The sequence below is a fragment of the Klebsiella sp. BIGb0149 genome, from assembly GCF_004362605.1.
Lineage (GTDB): Bacteria > Pseudomonadota > Gammaproteobacteria > Enterobacterales > Enterobacteriaceae > Klebsiella > Klebsiella terrigena.
Map to the genome: position 1 here is coordinate 650543 of NZ_SNYG01000001.1, position 17201 is coordinate 667743.

Annotated in this window: 18 protein-coding genes; 12 read left to right on the forward strand and 6 right to left on the reverse strand. The window is 56.0% G+C overall.

The genetic code is table 11. The features are described from left to right. Positions 1–163: 163 nt before the first annotated feature. Positions 164–1399, forward strand: coding sequence for an MFS transporter (locus EDF75_RS03105; RefSeq protein WP_045854603.1), 1236 nt, complete (start codon positions 164–166; stop codon positions 1397–1399). A 49-nt stretch (positions 1400–1448) separates the two neighbouring features. On the opposite strand, the gene EDF75_RS03110 is transcribed toward EDF75_RS03105, so the two are convergent. Both EDF75_RS03110 and EDF75_RS03115 read right to left on the reverse strand, forming a co-directional pair. Then, positions 1449–2261 (reverse strand): Cof-type HAD-IIB family hydrolase, encoded by an 813-nt coding sequence (locus EDF75_RS03110; protein ID WP_133597006.1) that lies wholly within the window; start codon positions 2259–2261, stop codon positions 1449–1451. Beyond that, the gene (locus EDF75_RS03115; RefSeq protein WP_041144743.1) at positions 2261–3463 is read right to left on the reverse strand and encodes an MFS transporter; all 1203 of its coding nucleotides are present in this window, start codon (positions 3461–3463) and stop codon (positions 2261–2263) included. Before EDF75_RS03115 ends, EDF75_RS03110 begins: the two co-directional genes overlap by 1 nt. A gap of 151 nt (positions 3464–3614) precedes the next feature. On the opposite strand from EDF75_RS03115, the gene EDF75_RS03120 reads away from it, so the two are divergent. Beyond that, a complete protein-coding gene (locus EDF75_RS03120; protein ID WP_041144744.1) occupies positions 3615–4160 on the forward strand; it encodes a TetR/AcrR family transcriptional regulator in 546 nt (181 codons plus the stop codon). A gap of 229 nt (positions 4161–4389) precedes the next feature. On the opposite strand, the gene EDF75_RS03125 is transcribed toward EDF75_RS03120, so the two are convergent. The 3 genes from EDF75_RS03125 to EDF75_RS03140 all read right to left on the reverse strand — a co-directional run bounded on the left by EDF75_RS03125 (position 4390) and on the right by EDF75_RS03140 (position 8343). Continuing rightward, positions 4390–4659, reverse strand: coding sequence for a hypothetical protein (locus EDF75_RS03125; protein ID WP_133597008.1), 270 nt, complete (start codon positions 4657–4659; stop codon positions 4390–4392). Positions 4660–5082: 423 nt separating this feature from the next. Continuing rightward, positions 5083–5931 carry a hypothetical protein gene (locus EDF75_RS03135; RefSeq protein ID WP_133597010.1) on the reverse strand — a complete coding sequence of 283 codons (849 nt, stop codon included), beginning with the start codon at positions 5929–5931 and terminating at the stop codon, positions 5083–5085. Positions 5932–6657: 726 nt separating this feature from the next. After that, positions 6658–8343 carry an aspartate:alanine antiporter gene (locus EDF75_RS03140; RefSeq protein WP_041147558.1) on the reverse strand — a complete coding sequence of 562 codons (1686 nt, stop codon included), beginning with the start codon at positions 8341–8343 and terminating at the stop codon, positions 6658–6660. 269 nt (positions 8344–8612) lie between these two features. Here EDF75_RS03140 and ybjM point away from each other — a divergent pair, with 269 nt between their 5' ends. Beyond that, on the forward strand, positions 8613–8996 hold the full coding sequence (gene ybjM / locus EDF75_RS03145) for an inner membrane protein YbjM (protein ID WP_133597012.1): 384 nt from the start codon (positions 8613–8615) through the stop codon (positions 8994–8996). A 6-nt stretch (positions 8997–9002) separates the two neighbouring features. Here ybjM and EDF75_RS03150 read toward each other — a convergent pair whose 3' ends face one another. Then, the gene (locus EDF75_RS03150; protein ID WP_004859945.1) at positions 9003–9266 is read right to left on the reverse strand and encodes a GrxA family glutaredoxin; all 264 of its coding nucleotides are present in this window, start codon (positions 9264–9266) and stop codon (positions 9003–9005) included. A 204-nt stretch (positions 9267–9470) separates the two neighbouring features. On the opposite strand from EDF75_RS03150, the gene EDF75_RS03155 reads away from it, so the two are divergent. The 9 genes from EDF75_RS03155 (at position 9471) to EDF75_RS03195 (ending at position 17170) form a co-directional block, all read left to right on the forward strand. Next, the gene (locus EDF75_RS03155) at positions 9471–9761 is read left to right on the forward strand and encodes a YbjC family protein (protein WP_133597014.1); all 291 of its coding nucleotides are present in this window, start codon (positions 9471–9473) and stop codon (positions 9759–9761) included. Next, positions 9745–10467, forward strand: a complete 723-nt coding sequence (nfsA, locus tag EDF75_RS03160) for a nitroreductase NfsA (protein ID WP_133597016.1) — start codon at positions 9745–9747, stop codon at positions 10465–10467. The genes EDF75_RS03155 and nfsA overlap by 17 nt, the downstream gene beginning before the upstream one ends. Before the next feature lie 116 nt (positions 10468–10583). Then, positions 10584–11486: a 30S ribosomal protein S6--L-glutamate ligase gene (gene rimK / locus EDF75_RS03165; RefSeq protein WP_041144748.1), complete on the forward strand. Its 903-nt coding sequence runs from the start codon at positions 10584–10586 to the stop codon at positions 11484–11486. An 88-nt stretch (positions 11487–11574) separates the two neighbouring features. Continuing rightward, positions 11575–12057, forward strand: coding sequence for a type III secretion system chaperone family protein (locus tag EDF75_RS03170; protein WP_045854609.1), 483 nt, complete (start codon positions 11575–11577; stop codon positions 12055–12057). A gap of 347 nt (positions 12058–12404) precedes the next feature. Continuing rightward, positions 12405–13517 carry a spermidine/putrescine ABC transporter substrate-binding protein PotF gene (gene potF / locus EDF75_RS03175; RefSeq protein WP_133597018.1) on the forward strand — a complete coding sequence of 371 codons (1113 nt, stop codon included), beginning with the start codon at positions 12405–12407 and terminating at the stop codon, positions 13515–13517. A gap of 163 nt (positions 13518–13680) precedes the next feature. Beyond that, on the forward strand, positions 13681–14814 hold the full coding sequence (potG, locus tag EDF75_RS03180) for a putrescine ABC transporter ATP-binding subunit PotG (RefSeq protein ID WP_133597020.1): 1134 nt from the start codon (positions 13681–13683) through the stop codon (positions 14812–14814). 10 nt (positions 14815–14824) lie between these two features. Continuing rightward, complete coding sequence (potH, locus tag EDF75_RS03185; RefSeq protein ID WP_133597021.1) at positions 14825–15778, forward strand: putrescine ABC transporter permease PotH; 954 nt, start codon at positions 14825–14827, stop codon at positions 15776–15778. Further along, entirely contained in the window at positions 15775–16620 is an 846-nt protein-coding gene (potI, locus tag EDF75_RS03190; protein WP_123707153.1) for a putrescine ABC transporter permease PotI, read from the forward strand. Before potH ends, potI begins: the two co-directional genes overlap by 4 nt. A 76-nt stretch (positions 16621–16696) precedes the next feature. Beyond that, positions 16697–17170 carry a YbjO family protein gene (locus EDF75_RS03195; RefSeq protein WP_045854613.1) on the forward strand — a complete coding sequence of 158 codons (474 nt, stop codon included), beginning with the start codon at positions 16697–16699 and terminating at the stop codon, positions 17168–17170. The last annotated feature ends 31 nt before the right edge of the window (positions 17171–17201 follow it).

Sequence of the window (17201 nt, forward strand, 5' to 3'; positions counted from 1 at the left end):
TAATTGAAATATAAACGAAATATAGACAGGGATAATAAAAATTGCGCGGGGCGGGGGACAGAAGAAAGGTTGTGCTATTTTTTTAACTGTCACTCACAATTCACTATCTCCCCGACAAGACTTTCATTAAACTTTGCGCGATTTTTTATAAATAAGAGATTTCATGCAGAATTATTCGCTTTCAGGCAAACGCCTCGGACGGCAGGCGCTACTTTTCCCGCTGTGCCTGGTTTTATACGAATTCTCCACCTATATCGCCAACGATATGATCCAGCCGGGCATGCTCTCGGTGGTCGCCGAGTTTCAGGTCGGTAATGAGTGGGTTCCAACGTCCATGACCGCCTACCTTGCGGGCGGGATGTTTTTACAGTGGCTGCTCGGCCCGCTGTCGGACCGTATTGGTCGCCGCCCGGTGATGCTGACCGGCGTCGTATGGTTTATCGTCACCTGCCTGGCGACGCTGCTGGCCCAGTCCATCGAGCAGTTCACGCTGCTGCGTTTTTTACAGGGCATCAGCCTCTGCTTTATCGGTGCGGTTGGCTACGCGGCGATTCAGGAGTCGTTTGATGAGGCGATGTGTATCAAAATCACCGCCCTGATGGCTAACGTCGCGCTGATTGCGCCGCTGCTCGGGCCGCTGGTCGGCGCGGCATGGGTCCACATCCTGCCGTGGGAAATGATGTTCGTGCTGTTTGCCGTGCTGGCGGCCATCGCCTTCTTCGGGCTGCAGCGGGCGATGCCGGAAACCGCCACCCGCATGGGTGAGAAGCTGTCGATGAAAGAGCTGGGCCGCGACTACGGCCTGGTGCTGAAGAACCTGCGCTTTGTCGCCGGGGCGCTGGCCACCGGTTTTGTCAGCCTGCCGCTGCTGGCATGGATTGCCCAGTCGCCGGTCATTATTATCAGCGGTGAGCAGGCGACCAGCTATGAGTACGGCCTGCTGCAGGTGCCTATCTTTGGCGCGCTGATTGCCGGTAATCTGGTGCTGGCGCGGCTGACCTCCCGCCGCACGGTGCGCTCGCTGATTATCCTCGGCGGCTGGCCGATTATGTTTGGCCTGCTGCTGTCCGCGGTGGCGACGGTGGTGTCGACCCACGCCTATCTGTGGATGACCGCCGGGCTGAGCGTCTACGCCTTCGGAATTGGTCTGGCTAACGCCGGCCTGGTTCGCCTGACGCTGTTTGCCAGTGATATGAGCAAAGGGACGGTGTCGGCGGCGATGGGGATGCTGCAAATGCTGATTTTCACCGTCGGGATTGAAGTCAGCAAACATGCCTATGAGCTGGGGGGCAGCGGAATATTCAGCCTGTTCAACCTGCTAAGCGGCGTGCTGTGGCTGGCGATGATTATCTATTTCCTGCACGATAAAAGCGTCGGCAGCGGCCACGATCCGCAGTAGCGCATGCTAACAACCCCGGGTGCGGCGCGGCGCCTCACCCGGGAGCGCGTCAGGCGAACGGCGCTTCGCGATTCAGCACCTTATCGATAATATGCAGCACCCCTTCCTCATTGTTATGCGGCGCATCGTAACCGGCGACGGCTTTTACCGGCGCGGCGGCGTTGGCCATGGCGTAGCCGAATCCGGCGTGTTGCAGCATTTCAATATCGTTCCCGCTGTCGCCAAAGGCGACGACCTGATGATTTTCAATTCCCCAGCGTTCCTGCAGGATGCGCAGGCCGTTGGCCTTGTGCACGCCGGGCATAATCAGGTCGATGCTGCCGTAGCCGGTGGCGACGGCATTGACCATCTCGCCGAGCGCCGCATGCAGCTTAGGCTGCATCTCGGGGATCAGATTATCGGGCACGTTAAGGCCAAACTTAAGGATCGCATCGTCGAGGTTATTGAAGTCATCTACCAGCTCAAGGCGGTGATAATACTTTGCCGCGACCGCTTTTAGCTCATCGTTGTATCGATTGAGCGTATAGGCGCTGCGCTTGCCGCAGGCGATAATTTCAATTTCCGGCAGCGTCTGCAGAAACTCGATGACCGCGTGAAAGTGATCTTTCGGCATCTGGCAGTTAAATACGTCATCTCCGGCGTTGACCACCCAGCCGCCGTTTTCGGCGACGAAGGCAATCTCATCCGCCACTTCGGGGAAAAACGAAATCAGCTGGTAGTACTGGTTGCCGCTGGCGACAACGAAGCGGATATCCTGCTCGCGCATCCGCCGATACTGGCTGAGGAAGCGCTGGCGATTATAGGTTTTGGCATCGCTTAAAAAGGTACCGTCCATATCTACCGCAATCAGTTTGATGCTCATTAGCTGTTCTCCATGACAGGTTCAGGCTGCGGCTTAGCCACCGCACGAGCGACCAGCGCCGCCACCATGACCAGCCCCAGCACCACCATCATGGCGCTGCGCAGGCCGAAATGTTCGCCGAGGAAGCCCAGCAGCGGCGGCCCGACGAGGAAGGCGAGGTAGCCGGTGATGGCCACTACGCTGACGCGCTTCGGCGCATCCGGCCCGGTGTCGCTGGCCGCCGAAATGGTCAGCGGGAAACCGAGCGAAGCGCCAAGCCCCCAGAGCAGCACGGAGATCCCGGCGACCCATGGGTTATCCACAAAAATAATCAGACCAATACCCAGCGCGCCCATTACCGCGCTGGCGCGCACCACCGTTACCCGGCTGTAGCGGTCAATGAACCAGCCGCCGGTAAAGCGGCCAACGGTCATGCCGAGGGTGAATCCGGCGTAAATTAAGGAGCCGGAGGTTGGGCTAAAGCCGTGCCCGTCCACCATCAGCAGCGGCAGCCAGTCGTTGGCGGAGCCTTCGGCAAACGCCATTGCCAGCACCACGACGCCAATCAGCAGTAGCTGAGCGTCGCGCCAGACCGGCAGGCCTTTTTCCCCCTGCTGAGCGGCCTCGGCGGCATTTTTCCCGGTGCCATCGGGGATCGCGCGAATGGCGATCGCAATGGGCGCGATGGCGACCAGCGCGGCCAGCAGAATGTGCGGCGCGGCGGGCAGGCCAAAGCCGGTGACCGCCATGCCGATACCGGCGCCGATCAGGGTGCCGAAGCTGTAGAAGCCGTGCATCATCGGCAGCACGGTTTTATTCATTTCGCGTTCGACGGCGGCGCCTTCGACGTTAATGGCCACCTCTGCGGAACCGAAGCTGGCGCCAAAAATCGCCAGCCCGATGGCAAACAGGGTCGCCGAAGCGAACCACAGCGCGACGCTCAGCACCGCCATACCCACCACCGCGCAGGACATGGTGGTACGAATAACCTTGCGGGTGCCGAAGCGCTTAACCAGCCACGCCGAGCAGAGAATGCCGCTCATGGAGCCAATCGACAGGCCAAACAGGACGATACCCATTTCTGCCGTCGATAGCGCCAGCAGATCGCGGATTGCCGGCGTGCGCGTGGCCCATGAGGCCATCAGTAATCCGGGGATAAAGAAGAACATAAATAGCGCCCATAGCCGAAGCTGGAGGGCTCTGCGGGAGTTTTGCGCTGTCATCCGTAAACGCCAGTGAAAGAGAAGATGCAGACAACACTAGCAAGTTTGTGTACATTTGTACATACACCGGATAGCCTTCAGGTTAGCAAATAGTTGGCTATCGTTATTCCCATCATGATCTGTGAATGGGGCGCAATGGAAAGAGATAAATATGGCCCGTCGACCGAACGACCCCCAGCGTCGGGAGCGCATTTTGAACGCGACCCTGGACACGATTGCCGCCCACGGTATTCATGCGGTTACGCACCGTAAGATTGCCTGCTGCGCCGAAGTCCCGCTGGGTTCGCTGACCTACTATTTCAGCGGCATAGACGCGCTGATTGAGGAGGCATTTTGCATTTTTACCGTTGAGATGTCCGCCCAGTATCAGCAGTTTTTTGCCGAGGTGAGCAGCCGCGATGAGGCCTGCGACGCCATCGCCGAACTTATTTTTAGCGCCCAGGTGACCACCGCGCGCAACATGGAGCTGATGTACCAGCTGTATGCCTTCTGCAGCAGCCGCCCGGCGCTCAAGGCGGTGATGCAGAGCTGGATGCAGCGCAGCCAGCAGACGCTGGAGCAGTGGTTCGAACCGCAGACCGCCCGAGGTCTGGATGCGTTTATTGAGGGCATGACCCTGCATTTCGTCACCGACAGCGCGCCGCTGTCAAAAGAGGCGATTCGCCTGATGGTCGGCCGCCTGGCCGGGGAGGCGTAGCGCGCCGAAGATCTGTCTTTAAATAAGATAGCTTGTGCCTCATTAGTGCAAAACTATGGGGAACAAATGTCATGGCGAACGCCGCCGCTGGCGCCATCAAACGGGCCGCGGAGAGGGTGAGAAAAATTAATGAAAAAATATTGTAATTTTATCAATGAATTAATTTATTAATAAAAAGTGGCGATTACGGGGCGGTACTAATCGTTGTTGCCACTTCATACACAGCGTGTCACCTCAAGCGCCAGGGCCCTTTTTCTTCGACTTGTTCGACCATTCCTTCAGATTCAAGCTCTCGCAGCAACGCTACAGCCCAATATTGTTGCTGGGTACTGGGGGCTTTAGGGTAATCTCCCCAGTCGAGACCGCAGAGTCTAAACACTTCAGCCTGCTTAACTCCCTTGCCATTTCTGCGTCCATCCGGATGCTTTGCCAAAGCTGAAAGAGCTAATTCTTTAGCTTTAACACGAAGTTCAAATCCCAGCTGCTGCAGTTCGTTCATAAACATATTTACCCGATTAAAAGGACATTCATCATATTACTACTCTACTACCAGGTGCGCATGCCACCAGCATCTAAAGATTCCTGATTCATGGCTGCGCAGGGCTTTTTTATGCAAGGTGAGTGTAACAAACCGAGGCGGAAAAACCCTACAAAGTGAACATTTCAGCACAGTGGCGCCAGCAGATTGAGGAAGAACAGAGTTTTAGAGAGTTTGATGATCGTGAATCTGAGAACGATCTACTTCTGCGAGATGACAGTATTCCATCAGGGGCTGAACTTTGTCGAAATCAGCGCTTGTAAGAGAATGTAGTGATATTGAATACGGATGAAATTTCTTTCATGTATAGTTTTTTTAAATCATTATTTGCTGGGTTTCGGTCGAGATTAATATTTAATGCTGAGTGTTAGGGAAAGTGATTTTTTAATCGGAAAAATAGCTTTTTGATATGATGGTGGTATCAGAAAAAATTTTATCACAGGACGCGCTGATTAGTCTGAAATTAACTTCTGGTGCCGAACAGGTAATGACAATTACAGGATAATCTTCAGGAAGTTCGGCGTAACGTTCTGGTTGTTCAAGAAAATAGAACTCTCTAAAGTGAGTGTTCTCAGATATATAGTCAACAATCCATGCGTTACTTGATGTGGATTCATGCGATGGGCTAGTGTCCGAGTTCACTGGGACACTAGCAAGTCGTTCGCCTTTCCATGTTACAGAACCTGGTATCATATCTTGGGTAGATTTTTTAATATAAGCAATAAACTCATCATCATTTAACGTTGCAGCATCTCTTTTAGGGTCAGCCAAATCGGCTCCTGAGTATGACTCAAGTCTGGACCGGGGAATGCTGTAAACCGCTATGTCTATATTTAAGCCAAGATTTTTTTCGCTTGAATTTGTTGGGGGAACAAGACTGGGGACACCCGTACCTCCGTCTTTCTCAATCCAATCTGCAGGATATACGATCTCTACTCCTGAATTATTTTCCCCGTATTGATTTAAGTAACGTTTTTCACTCGCGACCACGGGGTGGTTATTAATCCAATAAGGTATCGCGATAGAGATGAGCCAGGCTGATACCCCTATGGCTAATGAAAAGAATGTCAATATTATTAATAATCGCAAAATACGAAATGCATATTCTGGGGGGAGTTGTGGAAAAAGTGCTGGGTTCTTAATGATTGCTTTAAAGGTTAGGTATAAAACAGCAAAAGCAATGCCTCCGATACCAGCAACGGCGCCTACAGTGTTGAAAATTGCAATAGACAAAGAAACCTCCAAATTCTGATTATATACTATGCAGGTTATTTATAGTGTAGGTGGTTTTTGACTTTGTGAATGGCCTGATTGTTTCCAGTATAGTTGCCTTCCCTGTAACTATCCCGTTAACAATTCGCTTCCTGATTCTGATCCACCGCGGACGATTTTTATGATTCATGACCGACATGTAAACGGAAAGACTGAACGTCAATTTGCTATTTGCAAATCATTTCAGGCAAACAAAGCATGCTTTCTTCTCATCTGTCGGTAACTCGAGCGAGAAGGATGAGACTATGAGCTCTGGTAAGTATTGGATCAGTAATAACTACATTTATGGCCCGAAAGAGTCAGGCCGCTTCTGGATTTCAGGAGGTTACATTTATGGACCGAGAAATTCCGGAAAATACTGGATAAGCGGTAATCATATTTATGGTCCCAGGTATGGTGGGAAGTGTCGGATCAGCGCTGGCTATATCTACGGGCCCTCCGGGTTAGAGCTACCTTGGTTGTCGTAGCGTTGTCGCCATTTTGTCTGCACTCATATTCATATCTTGCTCTAACTTTATGATTTCAAAACTCCCAAAATTCAGGCAACAAAAAACCCATCAACCTTGAACCTAAGTGGCGGGGTTGATGGGCTCCACAAAATGGGGACATCAAAGAAAAGCAGTGGCACTACTTATGACTGATGCCCGTAAGAAAAGTTCTGCCGATGTGCATTTTTTTCTCAAAAAATTACTGAAGCCCTGGCCAGATGATGACAATCAGCGTCCCGGCGAGGGTCAGCAGCACGTTGGCTATTGCGTAGGTTCCCGCATATCCCAGCGCCGGAATGTTGCTGCGCGCGGTGTCGCTGATAATCTCCATCGCCGGCGCGCAGGTTCGCGCCCCCATCATCGCGCCAAACAGCATTGCGCGGTTCATGCGCAGAACGTAGGCGCCGAACAGGAAGCAGATAACTACCGGTACCAGGCTGACCACCAGGCCCGCCGCCAGCATCTGTCCGCCGACGGCGCCGAGGCCGTGGCCAATCCCGGCGCCGGCGCTCAGGCCGACCCCGGCCATAAAGACCATCAGGCCGAACTCTTTCACCATATTCAGCGCCCCCTGCGGGATGTAGCCGAAAGTAGGGTGGTTGGCCCGCAGGAAGCCAAGCATGATCCCGGCGAACAGCAGCCCCGCGGCGTTGCCGATGCCGAAGCTGAACGAGCTGAACTGGAAGGTGATCATCCCGATCATCAGGCCGACGATGAAAAAGGCGCAGAAGGCGAGCAGGTCGGTGACCTGGCTGTGGATGGAGATAAAGCCGATGCGGTCGGCCACGGTTTTTACCCGCCGCGCGTCGCCGCTGACCTGCAGAACGTCGCCTTTGTTGAGCACCACGTTGTCGTCAATCGGCATCTCAATCTGGCTGCGGATCACGCGGTTTAAGAAACAGCCGTGATCGGTCAGCTTCAGCTGGGCGAGACGGCGGCCCACCGCATTGTGGTTTTTCACCACAATCTCTTCGGTGACGATGCGCATATCCAGCAGGTCGCGGTCGAAGACCTCTTTGCCGTTGCGAAAGCTGGGGTCGAGGCGGGCGTGGGCGTCCGGATAGCCCACCAGCGCGATATCATCCCCTTTCTGCAGCACCGCATCGCCGTCCGGGTTGGCCAGAATACCGTTACGCCGAATGCGTTCGATATAGCAGCCGGTCTGACGGTAGATGCCCAGCTCGCGCAGATTTTTACCGTCCGCCCAGGCCACCAGCTCCGGGCCAACGCGATAGGCGCGGATCACCGGCAGATAGACCTTGCGCTTGGAGTCGGTATCCAGCCCGCGCTCGCGGGCAATCTGCTGGGCGCTGGTTTGCAGATCCTGGTGCTGCAGCTTGGGCATATAGCGCGCGCCGACGATCAGGCTCACCAGGCCAACCAGGTAGGTCAGGGCATAGCCGAGGCTCAGATGATCGAGCGAAAGCGCCAGCTGGTCGGCGGGCAGGCCGAAGTGGCGCAGCGTATCGCCAGCGCCCACCAGCACCGGCGTGGAGGTCATGGCGCCGGCGAGCATCCCGGCGGTCAGGCCGATATCCCAGCCGAAGAGTTTACCCAGCCCTAAGGCCAGCAGCATCGCGCTGCCGACCATCACCAGGGCGAGCATCAAATAGTTTTTCCCGTCGCGGAAAAAAATAGAAAAAAAGTTGGGGCCGGCTTCGACGCCGACGCAAAAAATAAACAACATAAAGCCCAGATTCAGTGCATCAGTGTTAATACTGAAATGCTGCTGGCCTAATAATAAGGAAACCACTAAAACGCCAATGGAATTACCAAGTTGTACTGACCCGAGGCGCAGTTTCCCGAGACAGAGACCGAGTGCAAGGACAACGAATAATAACAGGATGTAATTCCCGTTTAACAAATCTGCGACGTTTATATTCACGAAAACCAACTTCTCATTTACTAGTAAGTTGTTGAAGGAAATGGTTATTTGGTCTAAGGTTGCTCCAGTGTTCGCGTTGTCCCGAACCCTATTTTGGCATCCCGTTATAACCGGTAAAAATATAGTCGATAGTTTAATCCTTCCTGGATGCTGCGGCTAGTCACAATCGTATTTACTCCGGCGGGAGCCTTTATTGGCATGGATTGCCAGAATGCTTTATCTGACTGGGCTAATTGGAAGTGGGTTAGAGGCAGAATCAGGAGGATGTTGTGAAAGCTGAGCGTGCCTGGACGGGTGCCGTCTGCGGATTTTTTCTGTTTATCGTGGTCTGTTTATCGCTGTTGTTGCATATGAAAGGCGCCTTTCGGGCCGGCGGTAACCCCGAGCTCGGGCTGCTGCTTTTTTTGCTGCCCGGCGCGCTGGCGAGCTCTCTCTCTCCGGGACGACGCGTGATGCAGCCGCTGGTTGGCGCAATTCTGGCGGCGCCGGTTTGCCTGGCGATGATGCGGATTTTCTTTGTTACTCAACGGACGTTCTGGCAGGAGCTGGCGTGGCTGTTTAGCGCGGTATTCTGGTGCGCGCTCGGCGCGCTGTGCTTTATGTTTATCTGCGCCTGGATCGATACCAGACGCAGCAACTCATCGGAGCATTAAACCGTCTCAGGCAAACAGGCCGAGGTTCTCTTTGGCCCAGGCTTCAAAGTCGGTGCAGCCGCCGATGTGCTTCTGATCGACAAAAATCTGCGGCACGGTTTCAACGGGTTTACCTACGGTCTTTTCCAGATCGCTTTTGCTGATGCCCTCAGCGTGAATATCAACGTAGCGGTAGTTAAAATCGTCGCGCTCGTTGGTCAGCTTTTCAGCCAGCTCTTTGGCACGGACGCAATAGGGGCAACCTGGACGACCAAAAATTACGGTAAACATTATTTCTCTCCTTAAATCTCAGCCGGATGGCGAATGACCGCTATGATGCCGCGTTCTGCCGGCGAGTAAAAGAAGGTTCTGCCTTTTGCTTCGATGGTTTAAGGCTATGTTTGATAAATGACTTTGCTTTTAAACCGTTATACTAACCTCGTTGCGCGACGATTTTTACTTCGCCGCGCTAAGCCCACGGACCGGAGGAGAGCGATGCGATCGCCCGCTGTGTTACCCAAAAGCGTTCTGGTGATAGAGATCGTCGGCATCGTACTGCTGACGCTGGCCTGGCTCTCGCTTAATCAGTACCTGCAGCTGCCGGCGCCTTTTGCCAGCCCAGCCGCTGCGCTAATAATGATCTTTGCCGGCGTCCTGCTCATGATCCCGGCCGCCATCGCGCTGGTGTGGCGGATGGCGAAGATCGTTGCGCCCCAGCTAACCGAAAGCAAAAAAACACCTTCTTCATTGTCAGACAGAGAAAAACGAGATGACGCCGACCATTGAGCTGCTGTGTAGCCACCGCTCCATTCGCCACTTTACCGACGCACCGGTCAGCGATGAGCAGCGCGCGGCGATTATTGCCAGCGCGCAGGGAGCCTCCAGCTCCAGCTTTTTACAGTGTACTTCGATTATCCGTATTACCGACCCGCGCCTGCGCGAGCAGCTGGCGGCGATGAGCGGCGGCCAGCAGCACGTGGTGCAGGCGGCGGAGTTTTGGCTATTCTGCGCCGACTTTAACCGCCTGCTGCAGATTTGCCCGGACGCCCAGTTGGGTCTCGCGGAGCAGCTCCTGCTTGGCGCCGTCGATACCGCGATGCTGGCGCAGAACGCGCTGGTGGCCGCGGAGTCGCTGGGCCTTGGCGGGGTCTATATCGGCGGCATTCGCAACAGCATTGAGGCGGTGACCGAGCTGCTGAACCTGCCGCAGCACGTTCTGCCGCTGTTTGGCATGTGCCTCGGCTGGCCGGCCGATAATCCGGATGTTAAGCCGCGCATGCCGGCGGCGATGCTGGTCCATGAAAACGGCTATCAGCCGGTCGATGACGACGTGCTGGCCCAGTATGATGAGCAGCTGGCGCAGTACTACCTGTCGCGCAGCAGCAACGCGCGCCGGGATACCTGGAGCGACCATATCCGCCGCACCATCATTAAAGAGAGCCGCCCGTTTATTCTCGACTATCTGCATAAGCAGGGCTGGGCAACGCGCTGATTGCGTGTAAACTGCAGCCGGACTGGCATCCGGGCGTTGCGCCAGGCCAGCGCGAATGTTGAGACTTGTCAGCTATCAACGGCCCGTCTGAACGGGCCTTTTTGCCGAGGTGCAGGGTGAAAATTGCCATATTATCCCGGGACGGGACGCTCTATTCATGTCGCCGCCTGACTGAAGCCGCGCACAAATGCGGCCACCAGGTGGAAATCCTCGATCCGCTCTCCTGCTATATGAACGTCAGTCCGGTGGCCTCATCGATTCACTATAAAGGCCGCCAGCTGCCGCATTTCGATGCGGTGATCCCGCGCATCGGCTCGGCCATCACCTATTACGGTACCGCCGCGCTGCGCCAGTTCGAGCTGCTGGGCAGCTATCCGCTGAATGAATCCGTCGCCATTACCCGCGCACGTGACAAGCTGCGCTCTCTGCAGCTGCTGGCGCGTCAGGGGATCGATCTGCCGCTGACCGGTATTGCCCACTCCCCGGACGACACCAGCGATCTGATCGCCATGGTCGGCGGCGCGCCGCTGGTGGTCAAGCTGGTCGAGGGCACGCAGGGGATAGGTGTGGTGCTGGCAGAGACCCGCCAGGCGGCGGAGAGCGTGATTGACGCCTTCCGCGTGCTCAACGCCCATATTCTGGTGCAGGAGTATATCGCCGAAGCGAAAGGGCGGGATATTCGCTGCCTGGTGGTGGGGGATGAGGTCGTGGCGGCCATTGAGCGACGGGCGAAAGAGGGCGATTTCCGCTCCAACCTGCACCGCGGCGGGGTAGCAACGGTGGCGACGATTAGCGAGCAGGAGAGAGCGATCGCCATTAAGGCGGCGAAAACGCTCGGTCTGGACGTTGCCGGGGTCGATATTCTGCGCGCCAACCGCGGGCCGCTGGTGATGGAGGTTAACGCCTCGCCGGGCCTTGAGGGCATTGAAACCACTACCGGGGTTGATATCGCCGGGCACATGATTGCCTGGATTGAGCGCCAGGCGACGCCGGAATTCTGCCTGAAAATGGGCGGATAGCGCGCATTGATGACACTTTCATGGTATGCGCCGCGTTTTTTGCGTAAGCTATGACGTCGTTTTTCCACAGCAAGAGGTTACAGGTCATATGGATTCTCTGGTCGTTCCGGGTCTGGATACGTTACGTCACTGGCTCGACGAATTAGGCATCAGCTTTTTTGAGTGTGATTCCTGCCAGGCATTGCACCTGCCGCACATGCAGAACTTCGACGGCATTTTTGACGCCAAGCTCGATCTGGTGGATAACGTGGTGCTCTTTTCCGCGCTGGCGGAGGTGAAGCCGTCCGCGCTGCTGCCTCTGGCGGCGGATCTCTCGGCGATTAACGCCAGCTCGCTGACCGCCAAAGCCTTCCTCGATATCCAGGACGACAATCTGCCCAAGCTGGTGGTTTGTCAGGCGCTGCCGGTGGGCGTTGGCATTACCCTCGAGCAGTTCGGCTGGTTCTTCCGCCAGGGCGAGGAGCAGATCTCGATGGTTATCCTCGAAGCCGCGGCCAACCAGCTGCTGTATAAGGCCGATGAGGAAGAGGATCTCGCGGTGCAGGAGGTTCAGCACCATTTTCTTCACTAGCCTCGCCGGTGAATAGCGCAGCCACTGCCAGAGCGGCTGCGTATTACACGCTTTTATTCTGCTATTAACCCGCCATTAAAGAATTTTTCACCGCCATTCTGCCGCTTTCGGCTTATCACGTAGACCCATATTGCATAAAAAATTGATAAAAGCCGTTATTTTACCTGGGCTATAGCCTCTTATTCTGGCTACAGTTATTCTGACGCTGCTTCCAGTTGCGGGCAACCATTCCGGGAGAGGTCCTCTCTCCTTTTCTTAGACAATGAAAAAATATGCATGATTTTTGCATGCGGATAATTGCGTATATTAAGTCCGTGCTTAACGGGCATTGAGAAGGAATAAGAGATATGACCGCCTTTGGTAAAAAATGGTTAACAGGCTTGGTTACCGGCGCGCTGATGGCCGTCTCTGCCGGTTCGCTTGCCGCTGAACAGAAAACCCTGCACGTTTATAACTGGTCTGATTATATTGCCCCGGACACGGTGGCTGATTTTGAAAAAGAGACCGGGATTAAAGTGGTGTACGACGTTTTTGATTCCAACGAAGTACTGGAAGGCAAACTAATGGCGGGCAGCACCGGTTTTGACCTGGTGGTACCCTCAGCCAGCTTCCTCGAGCGCCAGCTGGCGGCGGGCGTGTTCCAGCCGCTGGATAAAAGCAAGCTGCCCAACTGGAAAAACCTCGACCCGGAAGTCTTAAAGCTGGTCGCTAAGCACGACCCGGAAAATAAATACGCGATGCCGTATCTGTGGGCCACCACCGGGATTGGCTATAACGTCGATAAAGTGAAGGCCGTGCTGGGTAAAGACGCGCCGCTGGATAGCTGGGATCTGGTGCTGAAGCCGGAAAACCTCGAAAAGCTGAAAAGCTGCGGCGTCTCCTTCCTTGACGCACCGGAAGAGATTTTTGCCACCGTGCTTAACTACCTCGGCAAAGACCCGAACAGCATGAAGGCCGATGACTATACCGGTCCGGCGACCGATCTGCTGCTCAAGCTGCGGCCGAACATCCGCTACTTCCACTCCTCGCAGTACATTAACGACCTGGCCAACGGCGATATCTGCGTCGCGATCGGCTGGGCGGGCGACGTATGGCAGGCCGCAAACCGCGCCAAAGAGGCGAAAAATGGCGTCAACGTCTCCTACTTTATTCCGAAAGAGGGGGCGATGGCGTTCTTTGACGTCTTTGCGATGCCGGCAGATGCTAAGAATAAAGATGAAGCCTATCAGTTCCTTAACTATCTGATGCGCCCTGAAGTCATCGCTAAGATTAGCGATCAGGTGTACTACGCCAACGGCAACAAGGCCTCAACGCCGCTGGTCAGCGAAGCCATCCGCAGCAATCCGGCAATTTATCCGCCGGCCGACGTGTTCGCCAAGCTGTTCACCCTGAAGGTTCAGGAGCCGAAAATCGACCGCGTGCGCACCCGCGCGTGGACCAAGGTAAAAAGCGGGAAATAAAACCCGATGGCCCGGTTCGCCGGGCCTGAAAAGGGTATAAATAGCCGGAGTATTGCAGTATGCCCGGCTAAAAAAACGCACCAGGATGGTGCGACTGCACGATAAAGAATGATGTATGGCAACCGGGCCATACGGTGGTGAGTTTTTGCCGGAGAGCGCTTAAGTGAATGACCTAATTTCCCGCCCACAAATGAAAGCCCCCAAAGCGCTGACCCCGCTGCTGGAAATCCGTAACCTGACCAAATCGTTCGATGGTCAGCACGCCGTCGATGACGTCAATCTCACGATTTATAAAGGTGAAATCTTCGCCCTGCTGGGCGCATCCGGCTGCGGGAAATCAACGCTGCTGCGCATGCTGGCGGGCTTTGAGCAGCCGACAGCCGGACAGATTATGCTCGATGGCGTCGACCTGTCGCGCGTCCCGCCGTACCAGCGGCCTATTAACATGATGTTTCAGTCCTACGCGCTGTTCCCCCATATGACGGTAGAGCAGAACATCGCCTTTGGCCTGAAGCAGGACAAGCTGCCGAAAGCCGAAATCGCCAGTAGGGTGCAGGAGATGCTGGCGCTGGTGCATATGCAGGAGTTTGCCAAACGCAAGCCGCACCAGCTTTCCGGCGGCCAGCGTCAGCGCGTGGCCCTGGCCCGTAGCCTGGCAAAAAGGCCGAAACTGCTGCTGCTCGACGAACCGATGGGCGCGCTGGATAAAAAGCTGCGTGACCGAATGCAGCTGGAGGTGGTGGACATCCTCGAGCGCGTGGGGGCGACCTGCGTCATGGTGACCCACGATCAGGAAGAGGCGATGACCATGGCGGGGCGCATTGCGATCATGAATCGCGGTAAGTTCGTGCAAATCGGCGAACCGGAGGAGATCTACGAGCACCCGACGACCCGCTACAGCGCGGAGTTCATCGGCTCGGTCAACGTCTTTGAAGGGCTGGTGCAGGAGCGGCTGGAGGACGGCCTGGTGCTGAAGTCTCCGGGGCTGGTGCATCCGCTCAAGGTTGACCCCGACGCTTCCGTTGTCGATAACGTGCCGGTGTGGGTTGCCCTGCGTCCGGAGAAGATCATGCTCTGCGACGAGCCGCCGGCGGATGGCTACAACTTTGCCGTCGGGGAAGTGATCCACATTGCCTACCTCGGCGATCTGTCTATCTACCACGTGCGACTGCAAAGTGGGCAGATGCTCAGCGCCCAGCTGCAGAACGAACATCGTCATCGCAAAGGCGCGCCAACCTGGGGTGATGAAGTCCGTTTATGCTGGGACGCGGACAGCTGCGTCGTTCTGACGGTGTAAGGAGAGGGCGATGAGTATATTAGAACCACCGGCAGGGGCGAAAAAGCCGGACGCCGCGACGCCGTGGCTGACGCGCCTGCAAATGGCCCACGGCCGCAAGCTGGTGATTGCGCTGCCGTATCTGTGGATGACGCTGCTGTTTCTGCTGCCGTTCCTGATCGTCTTTAAAATCAGCCTCGCGGAGATGGCGCGGGCTATTCCGCCCTATACCGATCTGCTGGAGTGGGCCGACGGTCAGCTGACGATTACCCTTAATCTGGCGAACTTCCTGCAGCTCACCGACGATCCGCTCTACTTTGAGGCCTATCTGCAGTCGCTGCAGGTGGCCGGGATCTCCACGTTTTGCTGCCTGCTGCTGGGCTACCCGCTGGCGTGGGCGGTGGCGCACAGCAAGCCCTCAACGCGCAATATCCTGCTGCTGCTGGTGATCCTGCCGTCGTGGACCTCGTTCTTAATCCGCGTATACGCGTGGATGGGGCTGCTGAAAAGCAACGGCGTGCTGAATAACTTTCTGCTGTGGCTGGGGGTCATTGATCAGCCGCTGGAGATCCTGCACACCAACCTGGCGGTCTATATCGGCATCGTTTACGCCTACCTGCCGTTTATGGTGCTGCCTATTTATACCGCGCTGACGCGCATCGACTACTCGCTGGTGGAGGCCTCGCTGGATCTGGGCGCCCGCCCGCTGAAAACCTTCTTCCAGGTGATCGTACCGTTAACCAAAGGCGGCATTATCGCCGGCTCGATGCTGGTCTTCATTCCGGCCGTGGGCGAGTTCGTTATCCCTGAGCTGCTCGGCGGTCCGGACAGCATCATGATCGGCCGCGTGCTGTGGCAGGAGTTCTTTAACAACCGCGACTGGCCGGTAGCGTCGGCGGTGGCCATCGTGATGCTGCTGCTGCTGATCGTACCGATTATGTGGTTCCACAAGCATCAGCAAAAACAGATAGGGGAACACGGATGAGTGATTTGCCGGTAGTGCGTTCGCCGTGGCGAATATTAATCCTCGTGATTGGGTTTACCTTCCTGTATGCGCCGATGCTGATGCTGGTTATCTACTCGTTCAACAGCTCGAAGCTGGTGACGGTGTGGGCCGGCTGGTCGACGCGCTGGTACAGCGAGCTGTTCCACGACGATGCGATGATGAGCGCCGTGGGTCTGAGCCTGACTATCGCCACCTGCGCGGCGACGGCGGCGGCGATCCTCGGCACTATCGCTGCGGTGGTGCTGGTGCGCTTTGGCCGCTTCCGCGGGTCGAGCGGCTTTGCGTTTATGATTACCGCGCCGCTGGTGATGCCGGACGTGATCACCGGGCTGTCGCTGCTGCTGCTTTTCGTCGCGCTGGGGCACGCGATTGGCTGGCCGTCGGATCGCGGGATGCTGACCATCTGGCTGGCGCACGTGACCTTCTGTACCGCCTACGTCGCGGTGGTGATTTCGTCGCGTCTGCGCGAGCTGGATCACTCCATCGAGGAGGCGGCGATGGATCTGGGCGCCGCGCCGCTGAAGGTATTTTTCATCATCACGCTGCCGATGATCATGCCGGCGGTGATTTCCGGCTGGCTGCTGGCATTCACCCTGTCGCTGGACGATCTGGTGATTGCCAGCTTTGTTTCCGGTCCTGGCGCCACCACGCTGCCGATGCTGGTTTTCTCCAGCGTGCGCATGGGCGTCAATCCAGAAATCAACGCCCTGGCGACGCTTATCCTCGGCGTGGTCGGGATTGTTGGTTTTATCGCCTGGTATTTGATGGCCCGCGCAGAAAAGCAGCGAGTACGCGATATCCAGCGTGCAAGACGCGGCTGAAGCCCCTAAAATCGATAGCAAGACCTGGTGCCGGCGTCGCGATTGTGCGACGCCGTTTTCATGGAAGACTCAACCGTTGGGATTGTTTACTAAAGCTCGCTCATCTCATGCTCGCCTGAACGTCCCTGCGCTGGTGCAGGTGGCGGCGTTCGCCATTATTTTAATCCGCGCCCTCGACCTGCTGATGATCCTCAATCAGCTTGGCGTGCGGGGGATCGGCGAGTTTATCCACCGCAGCGTGCAGACGTGGCCCCTGACGCTGGTCTTCTTCTCAAGCCTGCTGCTGGTATTTATTGAAATCTGGTGCGCGTTTTCACTGGTCAAAGGGCAGAACCGGGCGCGCTGGATCTATCTGCTGACGCAGATTATCGTCAGCGGCTATCTGTGGGCCGCCTCGCTGGGCTACGGCTACCCGGAACTCTTTAGCATTGCCGGCGAATCGAAGCGGGAAATTTTCCGTTCGCTGGTGATGCAGAAGCTGCCGGACCTGCTGGTGCTGGCGCTGCTGTTTATCCCGGCATCGTGCCGACGCTTTTTCCAACTGCAGTAACGGTGATACAATCCCCGCCCCTGATTTTTTG

Bases quoted from the DNA above. Each gene is read 5' to 3' on its own strand.
- potF (WP_133597018.1), top strand. From the start codon at position 12,405: ATGACCGCCTTTGGTAAAAAATGGTTAACAGGCTTGGTTACCGGCGCG.
- potH (WP_133597021.1), top strand. From the start codon at position 14,825: ATGAGTATATTAGAACCACCGGCAGGGGCGAAAAAGCCGGACGCCGCG.
- EDF75_RS03105 (WP_045854603.1), top strand. From the start codon at position 164: ATGCAGAATTATTCGCTTTCAGGCAAACGCCTCGGACGGCAGGCGCTA.
- EDF75_RS03115 (WP_041144743.1), bottom strand. From the start codon at position 3,463: ATGACAGCGCAAAACTCCCGCAGAGCCCTCCAGCTTCGGCTATGGGCG.
- EDF75_RS03150 (WP_004859945.1), bottom strand. From the start codon at position 9,266: ATGTTTACCGTAATTTTTGGTCGTCCAGGTTGCCCCTATTGCGTCCGT.
- EDF75_RS03125 (WP_133597008.1), bottom strand. From the start codon at position 4,659: ATGAACGAACTGCAGCAGCTGGGATTTGAACTTCGTGTTAAAGCTAAA.
- potI (WP_123707153.1), top strand. From the start codon at position 15,775: ATGAGTGATTTGCCGGTAGTGCGTTCGCCGTGGCGAATATTAATCCTC.
- nfsA (WP_133597016.1), top strand. From the start codon at position 9,745: ATGACGCCGACCATTGAGCTGCTGTGTAGCCACCGCTCCATTCGCCAC.
- EDF75_RS03110 (WP_133597006.1), bottom strand. From the start codon at position 2,261: ATGAGCATCAAACTGATTGCGGTAGATATGGACGGTACCTTTTTAAGC.
- EDF75_RS03120 (WP_041144744.1), top strand. From the start codon at position 3,615: ATGGCCCGTCGACCGAACGACCCCCAGCGTCGGGAGCGCATTTTGAAC.
- EDF75_RS03155 (WP_133597014.1), top strand. From the start codon at position 9,471: ATGCGATCGCCCGCTGTGTTACCCAAAAGCGTTCTGGTGATAGAGATC.
- EDF75_RS03170 (WP_045854609.1), top strand. From the start codon at position 11,575: ATGGATTCTCTGGTCGTTCCGGGTCTGGATACGTTACGTCACTGGCTC.